Annotated in this window: 19 protein-coding genes, 2 tRNA genes and 3 pseudogenes; 6 read left to right on the top strand and 18 right to left on the bottom strand. The window is 70.6% G+C overall.

The annotated features are described in order from the left end of the window. Positions 1-104 precede the first annotated feature (104 nt). The 4 genes and pseudogenes from GLX30_RS12670 to GLX30_RS12685 form a co-directional block, all read right to left on the bottom strand. Positions 105-178: transfer RNA gene (locus GLX30_RS12670), tRNA-Met, on the bottom strand. Between the two features lie 46 nt (positions 179-224). Next, the gene (locus GLX30_RS12675) at positions 225-2,423 is read right to left on the bottom strand and encodes an SEL1-like repeat protein (RefSeq protein WP_159687490.1); all 2,199 of its coding nucleotides are present in this window, start codon (positions 2,421-2,423) and stop codon (positions 225-227) included. Positions 2,424-2,626: 203 nt separating this feature from the next. Further along, a tRNA-Met gene (locus GLX30_RS12680) sits at positions 2,627-2,700 on the bottom strand. A gap of 57 nt (positions 2,701-2,757) precedes the next feature. Then, positions 2,758-5,627, bottom strand: a pseudogene (locus GLX30_RS12685) (UPF0182 family protein). Between the two features lie 214 nt (positions 5,628-5,841). Between GLX30_RS12685 and GLX30_RS12690 the strand changes: the two are divergent. Next, entirely contained in the window at positions 5,842-6,399 is a 558-nt protein-coding gene (locus GLX30_RS12690; protein ID WP_159687493.1) for a PPA1309 family protein, read from the top strand. Between the two features lie 86 nt (positions 6,400-6,485). Here GLX30_RS12690 and GLX30_RS12695 read toward each other — a convergent pair whose 3' ends face one another. The 4 genes from GLX30_RS12695 to GLX30_RS12705 all read right to left on the bottom strand — a co-directional run bounded on the left by GLX30_RS12695 (position 6,486) and on the right by GLX30_RS12705 (position 9,705). After that, on the bottom strand, positions 6,486-7,574 hold the full coding sequence (locus GLX30_RS12695; protein ID WP_159687496.1) for a PDZ domain-containing protein: 1,089 nt from the start codon (positions 7,572-7,574) through the stop codon (positions 6,486-6,488). An 85-nt stretch (positions 7,575-7,659) separates the two neighbouring features. Further along, complete coding sequence (locus GLX30_RS34335) at positions 7,660-7,836, bottom strand: hypothetical protein (protein ID WP_167306817.1); 177 nt, start codon at positions 7,834-7,836, stop codon at positions 7,660-7,662. Positions 7,837-7,999: 163 nt separating this feature from the next. After that, complete coding sequence (locus GLX30_RS12700; protein ID WP_159687500.1) at positions 8,000-8,461, bottom strand: molybdenum cofactor biosynthesis protein MoaE; 462 nt, start codon at positions 8,459-8,461, stop codon at positions 8,000-8,002. 116 nt (positions 8,462-8,577) lie between these two features. Further along, the gene (locus GLX30_RS12705) at positions 8,578-9,705 is read right to left on the bottom strand and encodes an SDR family oxidoreductase (RefSeq protein WP_159687503.1); all 1,128 of its coding nucleotides are present in this window, start codon (positions 9,703-9,705) and stop codon (positions 8,578-8,580) included. A 191-nt stretch (positions 9,706-9,896) separates the two neighbouring features. On the opposite strand from GLX30_RS12705, the pseudogene GLX30_RS12710 reads away from it, so the two are divergent. Both GLX30_RS12710 and GLX30_RS12715 read left to right on the top strand, forming a co-directional pair. Beyond that, a pseudogene (locus tag GLX30_RS12710) lies at positions 9,897-11,335 on the top strand (zinc-dependent metalloprotease). Further along, entirely contained in the window at positions 11,332-11,868 is a 537-nt protein-coding gene (locus GLX30_RS12715; RefSeq protein WP_159687506.1) for an NUDIX hydrolase, read from the top strand. The pseudogene GLX30_RS12710 and the gene GLX30_RS12715 overlap by 4 nt, the downstream one beginning before the upstream one ends. Positions 11,869-11,931: 63 nt before the next feature. On the opposite strand, the gene GLX30_RS12720 is transcribed toward GLX30_RS12715, so the two are convergent. The 4 genes from GLX30_RS12720 to GLX30_RS12735 all read right to left on the bottom strand — a co-directional run bounded on the left by GLX30_RS12720 (position 11,932) and on the right by GLX30_RS12735 (position 15,789). After that, positions 11,932-12,687 carry an AIM24 family protein gene (locus tag GLX30_RS12720; RefSeq protein ID WP_159687509.1) on the bottom strand — a complete coding sequence of 252 codons (756 nt, stop codon included), beginning with the start codon at positions 12,685-12,687 and terminating at the stop codon, positions 11,932-11,934. A 19-nt stretch (positions 12,688-12,706) separates the two neighbouring features. Continuing rightward, the gene (locus GLX30_RS12725) at positions 12,707-13,387 is read right to left on the bottom strand and encodes an AIM24 family protein (RefSeq protein ID WP_159687513.1); all 681 of its coding nucleotides are present in this window, start codon (positions 13,385-13,387) and stop codon (positions 12,707-12,709) included. Positions 13,388-13,400: 13 nt separating this feature from the next. After that, positions 13,401-15,059 (bottom strand): TerD family protein, encoded by a 1,659-nt coding sequence (locus GLX30_RS12730; protein WP_159687517.1) that lies wholly within the window; start codon positions 15,057-15,059, stop codon positions 13,401-13,403. A 106-nt stretch (positions 15,060-15,165) separates the two neighbouring features. Further along, the gene (locus GLX30_RS12735; RefSeq protein ID WP_159687521.1) at positions 15,166-15,789 is read right to left on the bottom strand and encodes a M48 family metallopeptidase; all 624 of its coding nucleotides are present in this window, start codon (positions 15,787-15,789) and stop codon (positions 15,166-15,168) included. Positions 15,790-15,984: 195 nt separating this feature from the next. On the opposite strand from GLX30_RS12735, the pseudogene GLX30_RS12740 reads away from it, so the two are divergent. Together GLX30_RS12740 and GLX30_RS12745 are read left to right on the top strand one after the other, a co-directional pair. After that, a pseudogene (locus GLX30_RS12740) lies at positions 15,985-17,141 on the top strand (ThiF family adenylyltransferase). A 45-nt stretch (positions 17,142-17,186) separates the two neighbouring features. Next, entirely contained in the window at positions 17,187-18,575 is a 1,389-nt protein-coding gene (locus GLX30_RS12745) for an AarF/ABC1/UbiB kinase family protein (protein ID WP_159687525.1), read from the top strand. A 49-nt stretch (positions 18,576-18,624) separates the two neighbouring features. On the opposite strand, the gene GLX30_RS12750 is transcribed toward GLX30_RS12745, so the two are convergent. From GLX30_RS12750 to GLX30_RS12770, 5 genes are all read right to left on the bottom strand, one after another. Beyond that, complete coding sequence (locus GLX30_RS12750) at positions 18,625-18,825, bottom strand: hypothetical protein (protein ID WP_159687529.1); 201 nt, start codon at positions 18,823-18,825, stop codon at positions 18,625-18,627. A 96-nt stretch (positions 18,826-18,921) separates the two neighbouring features. Then, positions 18,922-19,245 carry a hypothetical protein gene (locus GLX30_RS12755; RefSeq protein WP_159687532.1) on the bottom strand — a complete coding sequence of 108 codons (324 nt, stop codon included), beginning with the start codon at positions 19,243-19,245 and terminating at the stop codon, positions 18,922-18,924. After that, entirely contained in the window at positions 19,242-19,610 is a 369-nt protein-coding gene (locus GLX30_RS12760) for a WhiB family transcriptional regulator (protein WP_005312256.1), read from the bottom strand. Before GLX30_RS12760 ends, GLX30_RS12755 begins: the two co-directional genes overlap by 4 nt. A 170-nt stretch (positions 19,611-19,780) precedes the next feature. Next, on the bottom strand, positions 19,781-20,107 hold the full coding sequence (locus tag GLX30_RS12765) for a hypothetical protein (protein ID WP_159687570.1): 327 nt from the start codon (positions 20,105-20,107) through the stop codon (positions 19,781-19,783). Between the two features lie 164 nt (positions 20,108-20,271). Next, positions 20,272-22,503, bottom strand: a complete 2,232-nt coding sequence (locus GLX30_RS12770) for an ATP-dependent DNA helicase UvrD2 (protein ID WP_159687573.1) — start codon at positions 22,501-22,503, stop codon at positions 20,272-20,274. A gap of 127 nt (positions 22,504-22,630) precedes the next feature. Here GLX30_RS12770 and GLX30_RS12775 point away from each other — a divergent pair, with 127 nt between their 5' ends. Further along, complete coding sequence (locus tag GLX30_RS12775; RefSeq protein WP_005312266.1) at positions 22,631-22,873, top strand: mycoredoxin; 243 nt, start codon at positions 22,631-22,633, stop codon at positions 22,871-22,873. Between the two features lie 109 nt (positions 22,874-22,982). Here GLX30_RS12775 and nudC read toward each other — a convergent pair whose 3' ends face one another. After that, on the bottom strand, positions 22,983-23,933 hold the full coding sequence (gene nudC, locus GLX30_RS12780; protein WP_167306818.1) for an NAD(+) diphosphatase: 951 nt from the start codon (positions 23,931-23,933) through the stop codon (positions 22,983-22,985). Positions 23,934-23,936: the final 3 nt, after the last annotated feature.

The raw sequence follows: 23,936 nt of genomic DNA on the forward strand, positions 1-23,936 counted from the left end.
CCCCCGATGTCCGCATCGGGGGCCTCTTCGCGTCCGGTTCAGCGTCCGGACCAACACAAAAACGCCGAAAACCCGGATCCAAGGATCCGGGTCTTCGGTTTCAGTAGCGGGGACAGGATTTGAACCTGCGACCTCTGGGTTATGAGCCCAGCGAGCTACCGAGCTGCTCCACCCCGCGGCGATGAACACAACATTACGTCACCCTGCCGACCAGCGCAAATCCCTTAAGCAGTGAGCTCCTGGAGCAGCGCCTCGCGCAGTCGTGCGGCTCGCTCCGTGACCTCCGCGGGGCCGAGCTCGACCGCCCTGGCGCACCACCGCTGGCCCTCGGCCAGTTCTCCCCGGCGAGCGGCGAGCAGCGCCAGCCGCAGTGCGGCCCTACCGTGTCCGGCCCGGGCCGCCCGCGTCCACCACAGCGATGCCTCACGCTCGCTGCCCTCGCGGGCGAGCAGGAGCCCCAGGTTGAACGCGCCGCTGCGGCTGCCCGCCTCCGCCGCCTCGCGGTACCAGCGGGCGGCGTCGGCCATGTCGCCGCGGGCGGCGGCCAGCATGCCCACGCGCACCTGGGCACGGCGGTGGCCCTGCTCGGCGGCGCGCTCGTACCACTCCTCGCATTCGCACTTCTCCGCCACCGGCTCGCCGAGGGCCGGCGGGCCGGGCGGCGGGCGGCGGGCGTCCAGCACACTGGCGAGCCGGAACGCCGCCTCCGCGCTGCCACCGCCCGCGGCGCAGCGCAGATGGCGCTCCGCGCCCTGCTCGTCACCGTCCCTGAGCAGGGCGATGCCGACCTGGAGCGCCGCCTCCGTGTGGCCCGCCGCGGCGGCCCGCTCGTACCAGGTGAGAGCCGTACGGTCGTCGTCGCGGCCGGCGTGAAGGATGCCCAGGTTGAAGGCGGCGTCGACACTGCCGGCCTCCGCCGCCTTGGAGAACCACGGCTCGGCTCCGACCGGATCGCCCGCCTGAAGCAGCAGGACGGCGAGGGCGTTGGCGGCCTCCCTGTGTCCGGCGTAGGCGGCGCGGCGGTACCACTGCTCGGCCTGGGCCGTACGGTCCTGGGCAGCGCACAGCAGACCCAGGTTGTACGCGCCGTTGACGTCACCGGCGTCCATGGCGGCGCGGTACCAGCGCTCCGCCGTCTGCGGCTCGCCCCTGGCCGCGTGCAGCGCGCCGAGGGCGTTGGCCGCGTTGCCGTCGCCGTCCTGGGCGGCTCGCAGCCACCACACGGCGGCGCTCTCCTCGTCGCCCGCGTCGCGCAGCAGGAAGGCGAGCGCGCAGGCGGCACGAGCCTCGCCGTCCTTGGCGGCCGTGAGGTACCAGCGCCCGGCCTCCTTCAGGCGGCCGCGCCTCTCGAGGATCGCCCCCAGGTACAGGGCGGCCCGCCGGTGCCCTCGTGCGGCTGCCTGCCGGTACCACTGGGCGGCCTCGTCGAGCAGGGCCCCGCCCCGCTCGACGGTCCGCTCCTGCGCACCGGAGACGCTCGCACCAGGACGGCCGTCACGTGCCCGGCGTCCGCCCAGGTGCTCGCCCGCCGCGGTCTCCGCGTCAGCGAGCACGCGCAGCGCGGGGTCGGTCGACCCGACGGCGCCCGGGCCCGTCACGGCGGCCGCAGGCTCGTGGCGACGCGCCTCCGACCGCCCCGCACCGCCCACACCGGCGGAACGCGCTCCGTCCTCACCGCGACGAGCACGCCGCGCGGCGTCCCTCGCGGGCCCCGGCTCCGCCGGTCCGGTGCCGACCAGGCTGCCGACGCCGTCGGTCGTGCGGCACTCCGCCGCCGCCCGGCGCTCCAGGGCGCGGGCGAGCCGGTACGCCGCCTCGCGGTGGCCCTGTTCCGCGGCCGTGCGCAGCCAGCGCTCGGCGCCTACGTCGCTGCGGTGCTCGAGCAGGTCGGCGAGTGCGTACGCGCCGAGGGCGTGGCCCTGCTCCGCGGACTGGCGCAGCCAGTACTCGGCGGCCGGCTCGTCGCCCCGCTCGCGGAAGTGGCGTCCCAGGGCGTGGGCGGCGGCGGCGGATCCGGCGACGGCGGCGATCCGCCACCAGCCGGCCGCCTCGTCCGCGTAGCCGCGCTGATGGAGGAGCACGCCGAGGTTGTTGGCCGCGGCGCGGTCCCCGTCGGCGGTGGCGCCCCGCAGATAGGGCTCCGCGCCGTCGAGGTCTCCGCGGCGCAGAAGCAGCGCGCCGAGGACGCTCATCGCCGCGGTGTCACCGGCATCGGCAGCGCTCCGGTGACGCGCCTCCGCGCCGGCGGTCTCGACCGTGTCGGCGCTGTTGCCGTCGGTGTCGTCGTGACCGGTGTCGCTCCGGCCCTTGCCCGTGTGGTCGGCACGGACCGCGGCGTCGATCGCGTCCGCCACGTCACCGGCATGCGGCTGCACAAACCGCCCTGTCTCCAACAGAGTTGCCCTGTCCCCCATAAATTCCATCGTCGCACCACCTGCAACCCGCGTACACCTGGTATACCGCAGCCAGTGAGGTCACTTCAGCGTTTTGTCGACATGCCCACAGAGAGATAAGTCAAACACGTTCAGGCCCAACTCGCGGCCTACGGCGCGCACTTCGGCGTCACAAGATGCGCGCAGACATGAAGAGGGCCCGGATCCTGAAGGATCCGGGCCCTCTTCTTCAGTAGCGGGGACAGGATTTGAACCTGCGACCTCTGGGTTATGAGCCCAGCGAGCTACCGAGCTGCTCCACCCCGCGTCGTTGTGTTGCAACCGTACCACGACGCGGGATGGTGCCTGCTCAGGCCTGTGGTCCTCAGTCCCCGGGCGCCCCTTCGTCCGGTTTCGCGTCCGGCTCGGCGCCAGGCGTCGCCTCCGAGCCCGGCGCGGACTCCGGCTGCGCCTTCTGCGCGTCGGCCGCCCGCTGCAGGGCTGCCTCCAGGGCGGCCTGCGCCTTGCCGTAGGCGGCCCAGTCCGTCGGGTTCTTCTCGAGGGCCGCCCTTGAGTCGTCGTACGCCTGCTGGGCGTCCGCGATGGCGTCCTGGAGCGCGGCGTCACCGGTGGCCGGCGGCTCGGTGGGCTCGGTGGGTGGCTCGTCCGGGTCGGCCGGCGGGGTCTCCTCGTCCGGTGCCCCCTCCGCGCCGAAGACCTGACCGAGCGCGCCGGCGAGGTCGTCGGCGAAACCGATCTTCTGACCGTAGACGACCGCGACCTTGCTCAGGAGCGGGAACTCGGATCCGCGGCCCTGGGCGTAGATGGGTTCGACGTACAGGAAGCCTCTGTCGAGGGGCACTGTCAGCAGATTGCCGTACTTGATCGTCGAGTCCGCGCCCTTGAGGTCACGGACGTAGGTGGCGATCGGCCCGTGACGGTTCAGCCGGCTCTGCACCTGTTCAGGTCCGTCGACGTTGTCGTCCGTCACCCGCAGCAGCTGGATCCGGCCGTAGTCGCTGCTCTTGGCGTCGGCGTCGACCGCCATGAAGGCCCGGAGGTTGGGCCGTCCACTGGGAGTGAACGTCGTCGTCAGGGAGAACTGCTGTGCCTTGTCGCCCGGCAGCTTCATCGACAGGTAGTACGGCGGAACCGCGTTGGTGTCCGACTTGGTCGGGTCGTTGGGCACCTGCCACGCGTCACTCGCGTTGTAGAACTGGCCGGCGTCCGTGACGTGGTAGAGGGCGAGCAACTCGCGCTGCACCTTGAACATGTCCTGCGGGTAGCGCAGGTGCTCCCTCAGCTCCTCCGGGATGTCGCCCTTGGCCTTCACCGTGCCGGGGAAGGCCTTCTTCCAGGTCTTCAGCACCGGGTCGTTCTCGTCCCACTCGTACAGCGTGACGGTGCCGTCGTAGGCGTCGACGGTGGCCTTCACCGAGTTGCGGATGTAGTTGACCTGGTTCTGCTGCGCGACCACCGCGCGCTGCCGGTCGGTCAGCGAGTCGGCCGTGGTGTCCCCCAGCGTCGTACGCGAGGCGTACGGGTAGCCGTTGGTGGTGGTGTAGGCGTCGATGACCCACTGGATCCGCTTGCCGATCACGGCGGGGTACGCGTCGCCGTCGATCGTCAGCCACGGAGCCACCGCCTCGACGCGCTCCTTGGGCGTGCGGTTGTAAAGGATCTTCGAACCGTCACCGATGGCGCCCGAGTACATGATCTGCGGCTCGCTGAAGGCGACGGCGTACGCGGCGCGGTTGAGCGGGCCGGAGAGGTCGATGCCGCCCTTGCCCTTGTAGCTCGTGGTGACCTGGCCGCCGCCGTCCCGCTCGTAGTCCAGCTCCTTCTGGGGCCGCCCACGATCGAGTACTGGGTGGTCTTCTCGCCGTAGTAGATCCGCTGCTCGTAGTCGCCGAGCATGCCCTTGGTCGGCAGGCCGGAGTCCGTGAAGTCCGGGGCGCCGCTCGTGCCCGCGGCGGTGTCGGTGCCCTTGGCCGTGACAGCGCCGAAGCCGTGGGTGTAGGTGAAGTGGTCGTTGATCCAGTTGCGCTTGTCGACGCCTGCGAGGTTGAGCTCGCGCAGACCGATGACCGTGTCCTGACCCTTGTAGCGGTCGACGTCCAGGGTCGCCGGGAACTGGTAGTACTTCCGCTCCTGCTCCAGCTGCTGGAACGTCGGCGAGACGATGTTCGGGTCGTTCATGCGGTAACTGGCGGCGTCGTCGGCGTTCTTCCGCTGCTGGTCGGGGTCCTTCACCTCACCCTTGCCCAGGTAGTCCGCGGGCTTGACGCCGTCGATCCCGTAGGCCTTACGGGTCGCCTCGATGTTCTTCTCGATGTACGGCGCTTCCTTGGCCTGCTCGTTCGGCTGGACCTGGAACTTCTGGACTATGGCCGGGTACAGGCCGCCGATCAGGATCGCCGACAGCACCATCAGGCCGAAGCCGATCACCGGCAGCTGCCAGGTGCGGCGCCACAGGGTCGCGAAGAACAGCAGCGCGCAGATGACGGCGATGCAGAACAGGATCGTCTTCGCCGGCAGGTAGGCGTTGGCGTCGACGTAGCGCAGGCCCGTCCAGTTGTCGGTCGCCTTGAAGTCACTGGACTTCACCGCGAGCCCGTAGCGGTCCAGCCAGTACGCGACTGCCTTCAGCGCGACGAACAGGCCGAGCAGCACCGACAGATGGCCGGTGGCCGCAGCGGTCGCGCGACCGCCCGGGCTGGTGATGCGCAGCCCGCCGTACAGGTAGTGGGTCAGCGCCGCGGCGATCAGCGACAGCACGACGGCCGCGAAGCCGAAGCCCAGCAGGAACCGGTACCAGGGGAGGTCGAACGCGTAGAACGCGACATCCATCTGGAACTGCGGGTCCTTCTGACCGAAGGGGACTCCGTTGACCCACATCAGCCACGTACGCCACTGGCTCGTGGCGGACGCTCCGGCGATCAGCCCGACCAGAGCGGTGATCGCGAGCAGCACCCACTTCTTGTACGGGGCGATGCCCATGCGGTACCGGTCGAGGCTCTGCTGCTCGAGCGACATCGCGCTGAGCGGCGGCCGCAGCCGGTGGGCGAGCCAGATGTTCACGCCGACGGCGGTCGCCATCAGCAGACCGAAGACGGCGAACAGGCCGATCTTGGTCCACAGGGTGGTGGTGAACACGGACGAGTAGTCGACCGAGCGGTACCAGAGCCAGTCGGTCCAGAACCCGGAGAACATGACGAACACCATGGCCAGGACGGCCAGGACACCCAGTGTCATGAGCAGGGTGCGGACACGCCGGGAGGGCCGGCCCACTCTGATCCGTGGCCCTGTCGGGCCTCCGCCGCGGTCCGGCATCTGGAAAGCCAACGTGCGCCCCTCGAAGTTCGCGGTTGTGTGAATCGGGCCCCGCGATCGTAGAGCCCACTCATGCAACTTACTGAGGCTTTACCTAGTTCCCGTCGCGGGGCAGGAAGGAGGCAGGATATTGACCATGCCCAACGATTCCTCTTCCGGCCCCCCGATGGCCGCGAGCCCGCTCACCCGCGCCGTGCTCGAGATCGACGAGTACGCCTCCGGTCTCGGCTGGGACCAGCCGGCCCGGCTCTTCGCTCTCGTCGACACCCTTCAGCTGCGTTCCCAGGAGCCGGGCCTCGCCCGCCAGCTCGGTCTGGACGGCGCCGACGACGCCGCGCCGCTCACCCCCGTCGAGCAGGACGAGATCCCTGCCGGCACCCCGCTCGACGAGTTCCTCGGCACCCTCGCCTGGCCCGACGCGGTGGCCGGCTGCGCCCTGACCGTGGAGCGCCTGATGCTGCCGCCTTCCGCGGAGGCCTCCGTGCCGGTCGGCCTCGACGACGCGGCTCTCACCAAGTGGGTCGCCGAGCACCCGGACCGCCAGGAGGTCCGGATGACGGTGGCCGTGCTGCGCGACGGCTCACGGGAGTCCGCGCTGCGGCTGCGGGAGAAGGACTCCCCGACCGAGGTGCTCACGGGAGCCGGGCTGGTGCCGGGGCTGGCCGAGGCCCTGGCCGCCACCTTCGAGGCGTAGGACCTCCGCACATACCGGCGCCGCGCCCCGAGGGGGCGCGGCGTCGTTGTTCGCGGTGGGTGATCGCTGTTCGCGGTAGGTGGGTGTCAGCCCACCGAACAGCTCGGCAGGTCCGCGGTTGCACCCGAGTTGATCTTGGCCAGTGACTTCCGCGCGTCCTTGATGGTGTCCACCTTCACCAGGGTCAGTCCCTCCGGGATGTCGGAGACCGCGGAGGCGCAGTTGTCGCTGGGGGTGAGGAAGTACTCGGCGCCCGCGTTGCGTGCGCCGACGAGCTTCATCTCGATGCCGCCGATCGGTCCGACCTTGCCGGCGTCGTCGATGGTGCCCGTGCCTGCGACGAACTTGCCGCCGGTCAGATCGTCGGAGGTGAGCTTGTCGACGATGCCCAGCGCGAACATCAGACCGGCGCTCGGCCCGCCGACGTCGGCCAGATTGATGTCGATCTCGAACGGGAACGTGTGGTCGGTGCCTGCCTGGATCCCGACGATCGCCCGTCCGTCGTCCTCCGCCTTCACCGTCGGCACCGTCACCTTCTCGGTGCCCGTGGGCTCCTTGCCCGCCTTCTCCGCGGCGGCCGCCTCGTCCGCGGGCACCACGGTGAAGACGACGTCCTCACCCGGCTTGTGCTTCACGACGAGCTTGGCGACGTCCTCCGGCTGCTTGACCACGGTGCCGTCGACGGCGCGGATCACGTCCCCTGCGTGCAGCCTGTTCTGCGACGGCGATCCCTTGACCACGGAGGAGACGACGACGCGGGCCTTGACCGGCATCTTCAGCTCACGCAGGGCGGCGACCTTGGCGCTCTCCTGGGACTGGCTGAACTCCTCGGCGTTCTCCTGCGTCGACTCCTCCTCCGTCTTCCCGTCCGGGTAGAGGGTGTCGTGCGGCACCACGACGTTGTCGTGCGCCAGCCACCCGTAGACCGCCTCGAGGAGGTTCATCTGGTAGTCGGCGCCGGTGACCCTGACCGTCGTCATGTTGAGGTGGCCGGTCGTCGGGTACGTCTTGCGGCCCGAGATGTCGAGCACCGGCTCGCCGTCCGCGGACCCGAGAGTGTTCACCGTCGGTCCGGGCGACATCTCCGCGTAAGGGACTTTGAGGAACACGCCTGCGCAGAGCAGCGCAATGAAGACGAGGGTGGAGGCGAGCATCGTCGCGGTGCGGCGTGGCATGGAACGACAGTACGGGACATGCCTGTGGACGCACCGTCGGGGCCGGACCGTCCGGGGCCCGACGGGCGACCACGGAAGGGGGCGGTCAGGAGCGTGCGGCGTCGGTGCCGGAGGCGGCCTTGTCCATCGCGTCACGGAAGCGGGCATAGCCCGCGAGCTCCGCCACGTCACCGCTCGTGCGGTCCCGCGAAGCCCAGCTCGCCCATATCGCCGCACCGACAGCAGCGAACAGCGGGATCAGCAACCAAGCCAGAACTGCCATCGCGACCTCCCTACCCCATGAGCACACGCAACCGAGTGATCAGCAGATTAGTCATCTGCCGGTTCAACGCTCACGGCAGGGGTAGGGTTACGCAAATCGGGCGGATGGGTACTGACCGCGTTTCAGCGGATAGATGCCGGAAAAACATTCCGGCCGGCCGCCTTCAGCAAGCACCCACCCATTCTTCCGTGCCGTCGGAGAACCGCTGGTGCTTCCATATCGGCACCTCGTGCTTGAGGTCGTCGATCAGCTTCCGGCAGGCCTCGAACGCCTCGCCCCGGTGCGGGCAGGACACGGCGACGACCACGGCGAGATCCCCGACGTCGAGGTCACCCACACGGTGGACAGCGGCGAGCGCCCGGACGGGATACTCGGCGGCGACCTTCTCCGCGATGCGGCGCATCTCCGCCTCCGCCGTGGGATGGCAGGAGTAACCGAGGGTGTCGACATCGGCGCCACCGTCGTGGTTGCGCACGGTGCCGACGAACAGCGCGGTGCCACCTGCCGCGTCGTCGCCGACCGCCGCGAAGACCTCGTCGAGGGAGAGCGGCGTGTCACGGATCGCCAGCAGACGGATCGGGTCCTGCGCCGCCTGCTCACCTGGATGGTCGTGCGTGCTTGCCATGCCGTCCATCGTGCCGTACGGCACCGACAACACGGAATAGCCGGTTCGACCGTTCGGGGAGGATCCCGTTTGGAGCCTCCTACGGCCTCCCGCGCCCGCCGCCTCAGCTCCTCTCCTCAGATCCTCCGCCGTGCCTTGCGCGCCCGGCGGACCAGGGCCGCCGTGCCGAGCAGCGCGACGGTCGCACCCGCTGCGCCCGCAGCCGTGGCGTCCTTGCGACCGAGCCGGCGGCCCGCCACCGTGTGCCGGCCCTCCACCTCCTCCAGGAGCGCCGCCAGCACCTCCTCGTTCGTCCACTGCGGACGCCAGCCGGCGTCGTGCAGCCCGCTCACGCTCACGACCCAGGGGTGCATCGTGTAGGCGAGGTCCCCGGCGGGCGAGGGCGTGAGCCCGATCCGGTGGAGACGGGCCGCGGCGCCCAGGGCGACCGCCGAGGGCAGCTCCATGCGCCGGATGCCGCTGAGCTCCTCGACCTCCTCCTGCTCCAGCCACCCGTCGCAGCCCACGGCGAGCTCGCCCTCGACCTTCTCGAGAGCGGCGTACTCGAGCGCGCTGACCAGGTCCTCCACGTGGCAGAACTGCCAGGTGGGGCGTGATCCGGCGACCACGAGCAGCCGCGGCGACTCGAAGTAGCGGGTGAGCGCGGTGTCGGTGCCGCCCACCAGGACGGCAGGCCTGACCACGGTGACGTTCAGGCCGGGGTGGGCGCGCGGAGCCCGGCGGGCCAGCCGCTCGATCTCCAGGAGGTCGCCGACACCCGTCGCCTCCGCGGTCGCACGCAGTTCCGCGTCCTCCGCGAGGGGGACGTCGTTGTCGGGGTGGGCCCCGTAGACCATGGCGGAGGTGCACAGGACGACACGGTGCACACCGGCGGCAGCGGCGGCCGTCAGCACCGTCTGGGTGCCGCGCACGTTGTAGGCGGTCCGTGCGGCGGGATCGGACTCCAGGTCGAGGTCCAGCGCCAGATGCACCACGACGTCGACGCCGCGCAGCTTCTCGGCGATGGCCGGGTCCCGCACATCGAGGATGTGCCACTGGGCCTCGGACACCTCGCCCCGGCGTTCGTCCAGGGCCACGACCTGCTTGACCTCCTCCGACGCGGCCAGGCGCCTCGTGAGGAGGTCGCCGACGCCGGTGGCGGCGCCGGTGACGGCGACGACGGGGCCACGGCCCGACGGCCCGCCGCCCCCGGTCGGGGTTGAGTGGTTTCGCGCTGCGCGAACCTGCGGATCTGGGGAACTCACCAGGCGTCTCCAGCGGTTGTCTTCAGTACGTGAGCGAATGACGCATACGCACCAGGTGGCGTCCATCCTGCCGCAGGCCCAGTGTCGGCGGAGCATCGAGCCCGTAAGCGGTTCGGATGTCTACGCTGGATGGTGTTGTCGGGCAGTCGCCGCCGGCAGGAAGCCGGCGGCCCTACGAGCCGAGGAAACCCGTGAGTGACACCCCATTCGGATTCGGCCTTCCGCCGGAGGAGCCGGAGAACGGCGACGAGGGCAAGAAGAAGGATCCCGCAGGAGGTGGCCAGGGCTCCGGCGGGTCCTCCCCGCCGACCCCTTCGGGTTCGGCTTCGGGGACAGCGGCGGGGACAACCCCTTCGCAGCCATGTTCGGTTCCCTGAACCCGAACGACCTGGGCGCGGCCTTCCAGCAGCTGGGCCAGATGCTCAGCTACGAGGGCGGCCCGGTCAACTGGGACATGGCCAAGCAGATCGCGCGCCAGACCGTCGCCCAGGGCACACCGGACGGCACCAAGGACGCGAGCGTCGGCCCGGTCGAGCGGACCGCGGTCGAGGAGGCCGTGCGGCTGGCCGACCTGTGGCTGGACGGCGTCACGTCGCTGCCTTCCGGCGCGAGCACGGCCGTCGCCTGGAGCCGCGCGGAGTGGGTCGAGGCGACACTGCCCGCGTGGCAGCAGCTCGTGGACCCGGTCGCCGAGCGCGTCGGCCTCGCCATGGGTGATGTGCTGCCGGAGGAGATGCAGGCCATGGCCGGGCCGCTGATCGGGATGATGCGCTCGATGGGCGGCGCGATGTTCGGGCAGCAGATCGGCCAGGCCGTCGGTGTGCTGGCGGGCGAGGTGGTCGGCTCGACCGACATCGGTCTGCCGCTCGGCCCTGCCGGCAAGGCCGCGCTCCTCCCCCTGAACGTGGAGGCGCTCGGCAAGGACCTCGGCGTGCCCCGCGAGGAGGTCCGGCTGTACCTGGCTCTGCGGGAAGCCGCGCACCAGCGGCTCTTCGCGCACGTGCCGTGGCTGCGGTCGCACCTGTTCGGCGCGGTCGAGGGCTACGCCCGCGGTATCAAGGTGGACACCTCCAAGCTGGAGGACGTGGTCGGCCAGTTCGACCCCACGCACCCCGAGCAGCTTCAGGAAGCACTCCAGCAGGGCATGTTCCAGCCGGAGGACACCGCCGAGCAGAAGGCCGCCCTGGCGCGCCTGGAGACCGCTCTCGCGCTCGTCGAGGGCTGGGTGGACGCGGTGGTCCACGAGGCCGCCTCGACGCGCCTGACGTCCGCGGGCGCGCTGCGCGAGACGCTGCGCCGGCGCCGCGCCTCCGGCGGGCCCGCCGAGCAGACGTTCGCCACCCTGATCGGCCTTCAGCTCCGCCCACGCAGGCTGCGGGACGCGGCACGGCTGTGGGCCTCGCTGACCGACGCCCGTGGCATGGACGGGCGGGACGCTCTGTGGGAGCACCCCGACATGCTGCCGACGGCCACCGACCTCGACGACCCGGACGGCTTCGTCCACCGCGAGCAGCTGGACTTCTCCGAGCTGGACAAGATGCTCGGTGAAGCGGCCGGCCGCCACGGGCAGAAGCCCGGCACGGAGAAGACCGACGACTCCGGGACGGACGAGGACGAGACGGACAAGTGAGCCTCCATGAAGACGCGCTCCTCGTCCTGAAGGACTACGACGGGCAAGGAAGCCAGGCGGAGCTGCGCCAGACGTACCTGGACCACCTGCAGGCCCATCCGGACGGCATGTGGAAGTCCTGCGGGGCAGGGCATCTGACGGCCAGCGCCCTGGTGGTCGATCCTGAGCGCGGGCGGGTGCTGCTGACGCTGCACAAGAAGCTCGGGATGTGGCTGCAGATGGGCGGCCACTGCGAACCGGGCGACACGTCCCTGGCAGCGGCGGCGCTGCGCGAGGCGACGGAGGAGTCGGGGATCCCGGGGCTGTCGCTGCTGCCCGGCGGTCCGGTCACCCTGGACCGGCACTCCATTCCGGCGCCGTGCCACTGGCATCTGGACGTGCAGTACGCGGCCCTCGCCCCGGCGGGAGCGGTGGAGGCCATCAGCGACGAGTCGCTGGACCTGCGCTGGTTCCGCTACGACGAGGTGGCCGACGTGGCCGACACCTCCGTCGTACAGCTCATGCAGCGCACGCGGGAAGCTCTCCGGCGCTAGCGAAGGCATGGGTAAGGGGCGGTCGCCATGGCGACCGCCCCTTACCCATGCTGTGCTTCCGCGCTAGTTCCAGGCGTTGTTCTGGTTCTGCGCGTGGGAACCGTGCTGGCCGACTCCGAACTGGGCGCGCACGCCCTGTCCGAGATCGGCGTTCTGCGGCGGCATGACCTCGCTGGGCTGCACCAGGGCGAAGCCCTGGCCGAGGAAGCTGAGCTCCCAGCCCTCTCCGGTGTTGCCTCGGCGGCGGCGGACACCGGAGGAGTGCGTCTGCGCCTGCATCTGCACCCGCAGTGCCGAGGACCAGGCGACGATGGCGTCCGCGTCGACGTTGACGTACTTGTCCGGAGTGACCTGCATCATCAGCGGCTGGCCGGAGGTCATCAGCGCGACCTTGCCCCGTCCCGAGATGTTGAGCTGGTACTTACCCGACCCGGAGATGCCGTACTGGCTGTCCACCGCGATCACCTCGGTGTGCAGCGTGGAGTCGAGCGCCAGGACGTAGGAGCTGTCGACCGTCATGCCCTCCTGGTCGACGTCCACCACGTGGACGTACTGCGCCAGGTTGGCGAAGTAGACCGTGCCCTGCCCGGAGCAGCGCATCAGGTCGAGGCCCTCACCGGTGTTGGCGCGGGCCCTGCGCTGGCTGCTCGTCTGGTACTCGCCGTCGAAGTCGACGAGCCCCTGGTAGGCCACCATGGCGCCCTTGCGGGCCAGGATGTCGTCGTGGCCGGTCAGCGCGACCCGCAGCAGCTGCGGGTTCTGGACGACGTACCGGTCCTGGCTCTGCTGTTCTGTGTTGCTGAAAAGAGGACTCTGCATGATGTGTTCCCGCTCCCCCTCAGTGCCGGATCCGCAGGCGGTCGGTACTGTCCTCGCTCGGCTGTACGACGACGATGCCCTGGCCGGAAAAAGCCATCTGGTAGGCCTCTCCGCTGCCCCGCCCGATCAGCGAGGACGCCTTGAAGCTGCGCTTGCCCTTCACCTTCAGGTTCGGGGACCAGGCGACGAGCGCGTCGGGGTCGACGTACGTCTCGTCCTCGCCGCGGCCGCAGTCGACGACGATGGGCGTGCCGCGTGAGGTCAGGGCCACCCATCCGGTGCCCGCGATCTCCACGTTCCACAGGCCCTGGCCGGCGAACTTGGCCAGGCCCTTGACCTTCTCGACGCCCCACTGGAGGTGCGCGTCGAAGGCGAGGACATTGGTGCCGTTGACCGACAGGGAGTCGTTGTTGAGGTTGATGACGACCACGTCCGCGCCGTAGTCGGCGAGGTAGAGCAGGCCGTCACCGGAGCACTTCATGATGGGCGCGCCCTCGCCGGTGACCCACTGGGCCGCGATCTGGCGGACGGCGGGCGGGTTGGGCTCGTACTGGACGAAGCCCTCGTAGGCGACCATCGAGCCGGTGCGCGCGTACAGGTCCTGACCGGTGGTCATGGCGACCTTGAGCATGGTGCGGCCGTGGTTCTCCATACGGGCCACCATGGGGGTCGGGGCGAAGCCCGCGAGTTGCTGGTTCATTGTCAGGGCTCCCTCAGACCTCGTACGGCTGGACGACGATGAAGTTGCCGGGGGCGCCCCGGAACTGGAGGTTCACGGTCTCTCCGCTGTGTCCCGGGTACGCGTTGCGGCGCAGCCGGACCTGGCTGGAGAGGATGACCTGCGAGGCGGCCGACCAGGCGACGACCGCGTTGCAGTCGGCGAACGTGGTCGGCGTGACCGGCAGGACCACGGGGATGCCGTGCGTCTTGACGACGACGGTGCCCGTGCCCTGGAACATCATCGTGAACAGCGCGCCGCCGGGGATGCCGTGGCCCTCGATGCGGCGGACCTCGTGCTGAAGGGACTCGTCGAAGGCGAGGACGTTCTCGGCGGAGACGCAGATCCCGTCGCCCTGGAGCTCGATGGGGTGCAGGTGCGAGCCGTCCTCGGCGAGGAACACCTGGCCGCGTCCGGTGCAGCGCATCAGCTGCATCTCCTGGCCGGTGGCGTTCCCGACGACCCGGCCGGCGAACCCGGCACCCTTGTAGCTGAAGTCGACCTTGCCCTGGTACATGACCATGCTGCCCTGGCGGGCCAGCACGGGCATGCCGCCCATGGTCAGGTCGACCCGCATGAGCTGCTGGTTCTGCGGGGTCCAGCGCTGGCCGGTGGCGGTCTCGCGGTACGGCTGCAGGGCCGCCTGGAGACCGGCGCCGGCCTGGGGCACGCCCTGGGGCATCCCACCCTGCGGCATGCCGGGGGGCTGCTGACCGTACGGGGCGGGAGTCTGCTGGCCGTACGGCGACGGCATGCCCGGCTGCGGCATCTGCCCGGGGACCTGTCCGGGCATCTGACCCGGCATCTGCCCGGGGACCTGCCCGTACTGAGGCTGTTGCGGTTGCTGGGGCGGTTGTCCGTACGGGGACGGAGCGGGCGGGGGGACGGTGCCTGCCGGCGGCGTCATCGGCGCCGCCATGGTCGGGGCGCTGTGCATCTGGGGCTGCGGGGCCGCGGGGGCCTGGCCCGCCGGCGCGCCGAAGGCCGGTGCGGGCTGCGGCGTCTGGGGAGCCTGCGGCACCTGAGATGCGGGCGCACCGAAGGCCGGAGCCGGGGCGGCCGCCTGCGGGGGCGGGGCGAACGACGGCGCGGCGCCCTGCGGTTGCTGAGCGGCAGGCGCCTCCTCCTCCGCGACCTCGCCGCCGAAGTTCTTCAGCAGAGCCTCGAGACCGCCGTCGAACCCCTGGCCGACGGCGGCGAAACGCCACACGTCCTTGAGGTAGAAGTCACCCAGCATCACGGCGCGCTCGGTCGTGAATTCGGAGCCGGTGAAGGCATACCGGACGACCTCTTCGCCGCCTGCGACGATGCGGATGTACCCGGGGCCGATCTGCGACATCTGGCCGGCACCGTCGATCGTGGCGGTGAAGGACAGCCGGTGGATGTTCGCCGGGATGCGGTCGAGCGTGACGCGGAACGACTCGGTGTCGCCGGACTGCGCGCCGAGCAGTTGGACGGACTCCTCGGGCGACTTCGGCTGATTGAAGAAGATGAAGTACCGGTCGTCGGAGAGCTGCTCGTTGGCATCAAGTCCGAAGCAGCTGATGTCGAAGGTCAGACCAGGAGCCGCGATCTGCACGCCTACGTACAGATCCGTTCCCGGAGTGAGATCACTGATCTTGGCCTTGTGGCCGCGTTGGAATTCCCTGGCCATGCGTTACGACCGTCCCCCATCCCGATTTGAATGCGTCGCGTCAGGCTAACCGCTGGGTGTGAGATTGAGCCAAGCCGGTACACATTCGGTACAGGACCGTCGACAGTCACTCTCCGCGATCGGCGGGCAGGTGCGGCAGCCTGCCGGCGGCGACGACGCCCTCCAGGTAGCCACGGGCCCGCTCGGTGCGGGGGTAGGCCTCCAGCAGCCGCCAGAACCGGGGTCCGTGACCGGGAACGAGCAGGTGGGCCAGCTCGTGGAGGAGCACGTAGTCCACCACGTACTCCGGCATGCCCTGGAGGCGGTGGGAGAGCCGGATGCTGCCCTCGGCCGGGGTGCAGGAGCCCCAGCGGGTGTTCTGGTTCGTCACCCAGCGCACGGACGCGGGTCTGGCACGCCCGTCGAAATACTGGGCGGACAACCGTTCCGCACGCTCCGTCAGTTCGGCGTCACCGAGTACCCGCTTGCTCTCCTGCGCCGCCAGCTTGTCCAGCATCACGCCTACCCAGCGTCGCTCCTCCGCCTCCGACATCCGGGCGGGGATGAGGACGATGGTGCGGTCCCCCTCGCGGTAGGCGGAGACCGTTCTGCTGCGCCGGGCGCTCCGGCGGACCTCGACCGCGCTCGTCCCCGATCCGCGGGGCGGGGGACGCTGCGCGCTGCGCTGCTGACCTCCCGCGCCGTGCGGTGAGGTCTCCCCAGCGAGGCGAGCGGGCGGGTCGACGGGCACGCCCCGACGTTACCCGCTGTCTTTGGGCAAAGTCGTGTCCCCGGACGCCGGGCGCTTGATCCGCCCGATGGCTGCACCATTTGAACGACTAATACCCCGAACCTGTGGACAACTTTTCACACACCTCGCGGCGGCCGCGCATTCTGACAACGGCTCGGAGACGTTCCGAGGACAAAGACCGACGGGGGAAACGGAATGCATCCGATGATGAAGCCCGCCTTGCGGCGGGCATGGCGGGACCGCCAGTCCGTGCAGTTCGGCGTGACACCCGCCCATGCGGTGACGCTCGGGCCGGTCGACACCGCGACCGGTGCCCTGATGGAACTGCTGGACGGGACCCGGGGACTGCCTCTGCTGCGCGAGGAGGCGCGGGCGATGGGCCTGCCGGACGGTCGGGCGGAGGCCCTGGTGCACCGACTGACCACCGCGGGCCTGCTCGACGACCCGACGGCCGGAGGTCCTGCGGCCGCCGCGCTGCGCAAGCGGGCGGCGGCCCATGACCGGCTGCGGCCGGACATCGCCGCTCTGTCCGTGATCCATCCCGAACCGGGCGGCGCGGCCGGCCTCGTGGCGGCCAGGCGGGCCATACGGGTCCAGGTCCGCGGGCCGGGCGGGTGGGTGCGTCGATCGCCGCGACGCTGTCGGCCGCGGGCGTGGGGCGGGTCGAGGTACTGGACGGCGGGATCACTGAGCCGAGTGATGTGGCACCGGGCGGCCTGCCCGCGGAGGCGGTCGGCGAACGCAGGGACACAGCGGCCCGGCGGCTCGTCCGGCGAGCGGCCCCCGACCGGCCTCCGCGTGCCGCGGAGTCCCAGGACCCGGACGGCGGGCCCGGCCTCAGCCTCGTCGTCGTGGCACCGCGCGACGGGCTCGCCGCCTACGCCCCTGCCGCGAGCGACGCGGAGGGATGGATCGCGACCGGCACACCCCATCTTTATACGGGTGTCGTGGAAGCCACGGGCGTCGTCGGTCCCCTCGTGCTGCCTGGATGCACGGCGTGCGCGGGCTGCATGGAGCGGGGCCGGGCCGAGCTGGACCCGGGGAGGGGGCGGCTGCTGGCACAGTGGCGGTCGGGGCGGCGCCGGACCGTGCCCGCCTGCGATGTCGCACTGGCCACCGCCGTGGCAGGGACGGCCGCGTGCCACGCGCTGTCCTTTCTGGACGGCGGGGCGCCGGTGAGCACCGGGGCCAGATGGGAGGTTTCGCTGCCGCAGTTGTCCTGGCGGTCGGAACGGATCGCACCCCACCTCGACTGCGCCTGCAGTGCGGCGGGGAAAACTGAGAGGAGGCACACCTCAGCAGTAGGTCCGGAACACGACACAATGAACGGGTACACGCGGTCGGCGGAATGATGCCGTCGGCAAACGCGGCACGCTGTCTGGGATTTGGAGGGGCGCATGTCTGATCTTCCCCGGAAGGCGGTCACTCGGACCGCCAAGCTGGCAGCGCTGCCACTGGGATTCGCCGGCCGCGCGACATGGGGGCTGGGCAAGCGGATCGGCGGCAAGTCGGCCGAGATCGTGGCGCGGGAGCTGCAACAACGCACGGCCGAGCAGCTGTTCAAAGTGCTGGGGGAACTCAAGGGTGGTGCGATGAAATTCGGGCAGGCTCTGTCCGTCTTCGAGTCGGCCCTGCCCGAGGAGATCGCCGGCCCTTACCGAGCCGCGCTGACCAAGCTTCAGGAGGCGGCGCCTCCGATGCCGACGCGGACCGTCCACTCGGTGCTCGAGGAGCGGCTCGGGGAGAACTGGCGTGAGCTGTTCCTCAGCTTCGAGGACAAGCCGTCCGCCGCCGCGTCCATCGGGCAGGTGCACCGTGCGGTGTGGCACGACGGGCGCGAGGTCGCCGTGAAGGTGCAGTACCCGGGGGCGGGAGACGCGCTGCTGTCCGATCTGGCGCAATTGAGTCGTTTTGCCAGGTTGTTGGGGCCGCTGATTCCGGGCATGGACATCAAGCCCCTCATCTCCGAGCTGCGTGACCGTGTCTCGGAAGAGCTCGACTACGCGTTGGAGGCGCAGGCCCAGCGGGAGCACGCCGCCGAGTTCGCGGACGATCCCGGCGTCCTGGTGCCGGACGTGGTCCACCAGAGCGACCAGGTCCTGGTGACCGAGTGGATCGACGGCATACCGCTGGCCGAGGTCATCTCCGGCGGCGCCCCTGAGGAACGGGACCGGGCGGGTCAGCTGCTGGCCCGGTTCCTCTTCTCCGGCCCGGCACGCACGGGACTTCTCCACGCCGACCCGCATCCCGGGAACTTCCGTCTGCTTCCCGACGACGACGGCAAGGGCTGGCGTCTGGGTGTCCTCGACTTCGGCACGGTGGACCGGCTGCCGGGAGGGCTTCCCGACACCATCGGCGCATGCCTGCGGATGACCCTGGAAGGCGAGGCGGAGGCGGTCTACGGGCTGCTGTGCGAAGAGGGGTTCGTCAAGGAGTCGATCGACCTCGACCCCGAAGCGGTGCTCGACTACCTGCTGCCGATCATCGAACCGGCGGAGGTGGAGGAGTTCACCTTCACCCGCGGCTGGATGCGCACCCAGGCCGCCCGGATCGCCGACGTCCGCTCCCCCGCCCACCAGTTGGGCAAGCAGCTCAACCTGCCGCCCGCGTATCTGCTGATACACCGTGTGACGTTGAGCACCATCGGCGTGCTCTGCCAGCTGAACGCGACCGTGCGGCTCCGTGGCGAGCTCGAGGAATGGCTGCCCGGCTTCGTGGTGGAGGACGCCACGGAGGCGGAGGCGGAAAGCACGGACGGCGTCGCCGTACTGGAGGCGGGAGCCTGACGGCAGCCCCCGGAGCGGCTCCGGCGGCCGGACAGCACGCGGGAGACGGTCACCACCACTGCGGGTCGAGCCGGCCTTCGATCGCGCGGATGTTGTCACGGGCGCAGTCTTCGCAGAGGTAATGGCGGACGCCGTCCTCCACGGAGCAGGTCCACGTCACCGGCGGCCCCTCGGCGACCTTGCCGCAGCCGGCGCACACGATGCCCTCGTCCCCCGGCTGCTCGGGGTGGGGAGTCCTGTCCTGGTCCACCTCGCGACGATATCGCCGCCCGGCGGAGAGCGCGCGTCACAACGCACCGCGGGGGCCGGTCCGTGAGGACCGGCCCCCGCATGGACGGCTTCGCCGTCAGTGCATGACGGCCATGGCCAGTGCGCGGCGCGCGCGCATCGACACGCGCTCGGCGCGGCGCTGCATGCGTCGGGCGGCGACCAGGCGCACGGCCTGGCGTTCCGCGTCGACTTCACGCATGCGCTCGTGCATATGCGCACGAGCCAGGGCTTCTGGGATGAGTTGCATTTCGCGGGTCCTGTTCTGACGCGAGGCGTTCGCGCCGATGGTGGTGAAAGCTCGGGTGGCGGAGCCCTGGGGCTCGCTCGTGGAAGAGGTCATCGGGGCCTGCTTCTGGGGGTCGTGCGTGACGGGTCGATCGATGGTTCCGATGGCGTTCATGCCGCAACCGGGTTCTTGCGCGGGCGACCACGCGGCCGCTTGCGGGCAACGACGACACCCTGGACGAAGAGCTCTCCGCCCCAGACGCCCCACGGCTCACGCCGCTCCTTGGCGCCCGCGAGGCAGGCCTCCATCAGCGGGCAGGTGCGGCAGAGGGACTTGGCGTACTCGACGTCGGCCGGCGACTCGGCGAAGAAGACCTCCGGGTCGTAGGAACGGCACGGGACGGGCACGCCCAGGTTCTCGATGGCGTCGTCGAGCGCGGTGAGCGCAGTGAGGGGAGTCAAGGTGGAGTCCTCGGTACGGACGGGCGGGGAGGTGGTCTCGGAAGGCGGTACGGACGGGGCGTGCGCTTCGAGTTGCACGGTGTGTGATTCCTCGTCTGGTCGTTCCGGCCGGTCGGCCGGGTGGCAGTTGGTACCGGGTGCTTCTGGTCCCGAGGCCCCTTCGCACTGTTCTCCCGTTGGGGAAAACAGAAGGGCCGCGGATCCCGGGTGGGGTTCCGCGGCCCTGAAGGCGCCGGCCTGATGCCGTATCAGGCTGGATCACTCCAGGGTTCGAGCCCGCGGAAGGCCCACTTCGTGTGGTGCTGCGTCGTCTTCTGCTCGGTCTCGGCACTGGCCGCCGCAAAGGCATAGGCCTGAGCCTCTGCCGCTGCTACTCCTGCTTCCAGTGCCTTGGTCGGTCGCTCATTGCGCTCCAGGACGGGCAGGCCGCCCAGACCGGACACGGGAAGCACGGCGGAGATGCCGGACATACCGGTGCCGAGGAACGCGGAGGAGAAGCCGAGCGAGCAGGCGGAGACGACCGAGCGATCGGTCATTTTGGCGGTGCTGACGAAGCTGGTCTTGATGCTGATCACTGGAATCGCCTCCTCTCGGCGTCTCGAGGACCGGACAGGCCGGTCACGCTATTCGGATAAGTACAGCACGAGGACAGGGCTTCAGAGAAGCCGCTGTTCTTCGTGGTTAAGAACCTATGGGTCCGGCCCGGGCGCGCGCAAACCATTTTTTCGACGAGTTTGTATCAGTCCTCCTCGTCCGCCTCGCCCGGCTCCTCACCTGCGCAGATGGCGAGGACATCGGCCCCGAACCGATCGAGCTTGCGGCCGCCGACACCGGAGATCCCGGCCAACTCCGCCTCTGTGCCCGGCACAGCCTCCGCGATCGCCATCAGTGTCTTGTCCGTGAAGACGCAGTACGCGGGCTGGCCCAGCTCCTTGGCCTGCCCCGAGCGCCACTCGCGCAGCCGCTCGTACAGCACCTCGTCCATGTCCGAGGGGCAGTCCTCGCAGCGCATCAGCTTCATCTCGCCCGCGTCGGTCAGCGTCTTGCCGCAGACCCGGCACAGCACCGGGCCGCGCCGCTTGCGGCGTCCGCCGCCCCGCTCGACACCGCCCGCGCCGCCGGCGGTCCGCGGTCCGGCCGCCGCGGAGCCCGGTCGGAGGCCGTTCAGGAACCGGGTCGGACGGCGGGAGGCACGGCCGCCCGGCGCACGCGACAGGGCCCACGACAGGGACAGGTGCAGCCGCGCACGGGTCACGCCCACATAGAGGAGCCGGCGCTCCTCCTCCACCTGCTCGTCCGTCTTGGCGTAGGTGATCGGCATCATGCCCTCGGTGAGCCCGACGAGGAACACGGCGTCCCACTCCAGGCCCTTCGCCGAATGCAGGGAGGCGAGTGTGACGCCCTGGACCGTGGGCGCGTGCTGGGCGGCCGCCCGCTCGTCCAGCTCGGCCACCAGATCGGCCAGCGTCGCCTGCGGCCTGGCCCGCACGAAGTCCTCCGCGAGGCGGACCAGCGCCGCGAGCGACTCCCAGCGGTCGCGCACGGCACCGGATCCGGCGGGCGGCTCCGTGGTCCATCCCTTGGTGGACAGCACGGCCCGCACCTGGGAAGGCAGGTCCTCCACGTCGTCGAGCAGTGCGTCGTTGCCACCGGCACGGGCGGCGCCGCGCAGGGCGATGCCCGCCTCGCGCACTTCCTGCCGCTCGAAGAACCGCTCGGCCCCGCGGAGCTGGTACGGGACGCCCGCGTCGGCCAGAGCCTGCTCGTAGACTTCCGACTGGGCGTTGATGCGGTACAGCACGGCGATCTCGCCGGCCGGGACACCCGCGTCGATCAGCTCGCGGATGCGGCGGGCGGTGCCCTCCGCCTCCGCGGGCTCGTCCGCGTACTCCACGTACGAAGGCTCGGGGCCCGGCTCGCGCTGGGAGATCAGTTCGAGGCGGTGTTCGGCGGCCCGTCCGCGGGCCTGGCCGAGCAGGCCGTTGGCAAGGTGGACGACCTGGGGGGTGGAGCGGTAGTCGCGGACCAGCTTGACCACCGTCGCGCCGGGGTGGCGGGTGCGGAAGTTCAGCAGGTGGTCGGGGGTGGCGCCGGTGAACGAGTAGATCGTCTGGCTGGCGTCGCCGACGACGCACAGGCTTTCCCGGTCACCGAGCCACAGGTCCAGCAGGCGCTGCTGGAGGGGGCTGACGTCCTGGTACTCGTCGACGACGAAGTGCTGGTACTGGCGGCGGACATGGTCGGCGATGTCGTGCCGGTCCTGGAGGATGCCGACGGTGAGCAGCAGCACATCTTCGAAGTCGATCGCCGAGCGGTCCCGCTTGAGCTGCTCGTACATGGCGTAGACCTGGCTGATCTCCGCCGGGTCGCGGGGCGCGTCACGCAGCGACTTGGCGACGGCGGCCGGGTAGTCGGCGGGCACGGTCTGGGTGACCTTCGCCCATTCGATCTCTCCCGTCACGTCCCGCAGCTCGTTGCGGTCGAGGCGGATCCGGCAGCGGGCCGCGGCCTCGGCGACCAGCTGGATCTTGCGCTCGAGCAGTCGCGGCATCTCGCCGCCGACCGCCTTCGGCCAGAAGTACTGCAGCTGGCGGAGGGCGGCGGAGTGGAACGTACGCGCCTGGACGCCGCCCGCGCCGAGCTGGCGCAGTCGCCCGCGCATCTCACCGGCGGCGCGGTTGGTGAACGTGACGGCGAGCACACTGGCGGGCTGGAGTATGCCCGCCCGCACCCCGTACGCGATGCGGTGGGTGATCGCGCGGGTCTTGCCCGTGCCGGCTCCTGCCAGCACGCACACCGGACCGTGCAGGGCGGTCGCCACTTCGCGCTGCTCGGGATCGAGCCCGTCGAGCACGGCGTCCGCCGACTCGGGGACCTGCGGGAAAAGAGAGGAGTGCGTTGCTGCTGTCACCCCGCCATGCTGCCAGGTCGCCGGGGGCGGATGCGGCGGTTGTCCACAGGCCTGCCTCATCAGTCGTACGAACAGCGCCGGCCGTACGGATCCGCGTCACACCGGGCGCGGGAATCGTTACCGCGTCACGTACGTTCTAGCCCGAGGTGATGACACCCCCGGCCCCGAGACCTAGGAGCAAGAGACGATGCAGGGCACTGTGACGATGTACAGCACCACGTGGTGCGGATACTGCCGTCGGCTGAAGAGCCAGATGGACCGCGAGGGCATCGCGTACACCGAGATCAACATCGAGCAGGACCCCGAGTCGGCGGCCTTCGTCGAGAAGGCCAACGGGGGCAACCAGACGGTGCCCACCGTGCTCTTCCCCGACGGTTCGACGCTGACGAACCCGTCTCTCGCCCAGGTCAAGCAGAAGGTGGGCGTCTAGCCCCCGGCTCCGGACCGAGCGTCGGCCCCGGCGGTCCGGTTCCACCGCGAACCGGAGCGGCCGGGGCCGACGTACGTCCGCCGGGCCCGTCGCGCGGCCGTGCCAGGCCTCAGACCACGTCCCCGGGCCTCGGCAGCGGCTTGCCGTACCAGAGCTCGATCAGTCGGGCCGCGATGGAGATCCCGTAGGGAGGCAGCACCTCCCCGGACTCGAACGCGGCCCGCAGGTCCTCCCGGGAGAACCAGCGCGCCTCGTGGATCTCCTCGCCGTCGACCTGGATCTGCGACGTCGTGGCGCGGGCCATGAACCCCAGCATCAGGCTCGAGGGGAAGGGCCACGGCTGGCTGGCGACGTACTCCACCTCGCCCACGCCGACACCCACCTCCTCGCGGACCTCGCGGCGCACCGACTCCTCGATGGACTCCCCCGGCTCCACGAAGCCCGCGAGCGTCGAGAAGCGGCCCTCCGGCCAGTGCACCTGACGGCCGAGGAGCGCGCGGTCCTGGTCGTCGGTGACGAGCATGATCACGGCAGGGTCGGTGCGGGGATAGTGCTCGGCGCCGCATGCCTGGCAGCGGCGGATGTGTCCGGCGGCGGCGATGACGGTGCGCTCGCCGCAGCGGGAGCAGAAGCGGTGGAGCCGCTGCCAGTTCTCCAGGGCGACCGCGTGAACCAGCAGACCCGCGTCGCGCGGCGACAGCAGCAGCCCGGCCTCGCGCAGCCCGGCGGGCCTGGCCGACTGGTCCATGCGGCCCGGCAGGGCGTCCTTCTGGAGGGCGAAGTAGCGCACCCCTTCCTCGTCGGTGCCGAGGAAGTAGCGGTGGGTCTCGGTGACCGGGGCCTCGAAGGCCGGGGTCATGACCAGCTCGGTGCGGCCGTCAGGGGTGTCGTCGATCAGGGCCTGGCCACCGGAGACGACGAACACACGGGTCGTGGGATGGCTCCACGCGGCCGCGAGCCATGCCTCGTCGAGACGGTTGTGCGCCTCGCGGTCGATGCCGCTGGGCGCGGTGAGACCGATGGGACGGCCTGCGGCATCGGCGTAGCTCTGGGTGCTCACGGT

Source organism: Streptomyces sp. Tu 2975 (genome assembly GCF_009832925.1).
In the GTDB taxonomy this organism is placed as follows: Bacteria; Actinomycetota; Actinomycetes; order Streptomycetales; family Streptomycetaceae; genus Streptomyces.

What these genes read in the sequence shown, in the direction of transcription:
- GLX30_RS12675 (WP_159687490.1), bottom strand. Translation starts at nt 2,423, where the DNA reads ATGGAATTTATGGGGGACAGGGCAACTCTGTTGGAGACAGGGCGGTTT.
- GLX30_RS12690 (WP_159687493.1), top strand. Translation starts at nt 5,842, where the DNA reads ATGCCCAACGATTCCTCTTCCGGCCCCCCGATGGCCGCGAGCCCGCTC.
- GLX30_RS12695 (WP_159687496.1), bottom strand. Translation starts at nt 7,574, where the DNA reads ATGCCACGCCGCACCGCGACGATGCTCGCCTCCACCCTCGTCTTCATT.
- GLX30_RS34335 (WP_167306817.1), bottom strand. Translation starts at nt 7,836, where the DNA reads ATGGCAGTTCTGGCTTGGTTGCTGATCCCGCTGTTCGCTGCTGTCGGT.
- GLX30_RS12700 (WP_159687500.1), bottom strand. Translation starts at nt 8,461, where the DNA reads ATGGCAAGCACGCACGACCATCCAGGTGAGCAGGCGGCGCAGGACCCG.
- GLX30_RS12720 (WP_159687509.1), bottom strand. Translation starts at nt 12,687, where the DNA reads ATGCAGAGTCCTCTTTTCAGCAACACAGAACAGCAGAGCCAGGACCGG.
- GLX30_RS12725 (WP_159687513.1), bottom strand. Translation starts at nt 13,387, where the DNA reads ATGAACCAGCAACTCGCGGGCTTCGCCCCGACCCCCATGGTGGCCCGT.
- GLX30_RS12730 (WP_159687517.1), bottom strand. Translation starts at nt 15,059, where the DNA reads ATGGCCAGGGAATTCCAACGCGGCCACAAGGCCAAGATCAGTGATCTC.
- GLX30_RS12745 (WP_159687525.1), top strand. Translation starts at nt 17,187, where the DNA reads ATGTCTGATCTTCCCCGGAAGGCGGTCACTCGGACCGCCAAGCTGGCA.
- GLX30_RS12755 (WP_159687532.1), bottom strand. Translation starts at nt 19,245, where the DNA reads ATGAACGCCATCGGAACCATCGATCGACCCGTCACGCACGACCCCCAG.
- GLX30_RS12770 (WP_159687573.1), bottom strand. Translation starts at nt 22,503, where the DNA reads ATGAGGCAGGCCTGTGGACAACCGCCGCATCCGCCCCCGGCGACCTGG.
- GLX30_RS12775 (WP_005312266.1), top strand. Translation starts at nt 22,631, where the DNA reads ATGCAGGGCACTGTGACGATGTACAGCACCACGTGGTGCGGATACTGC.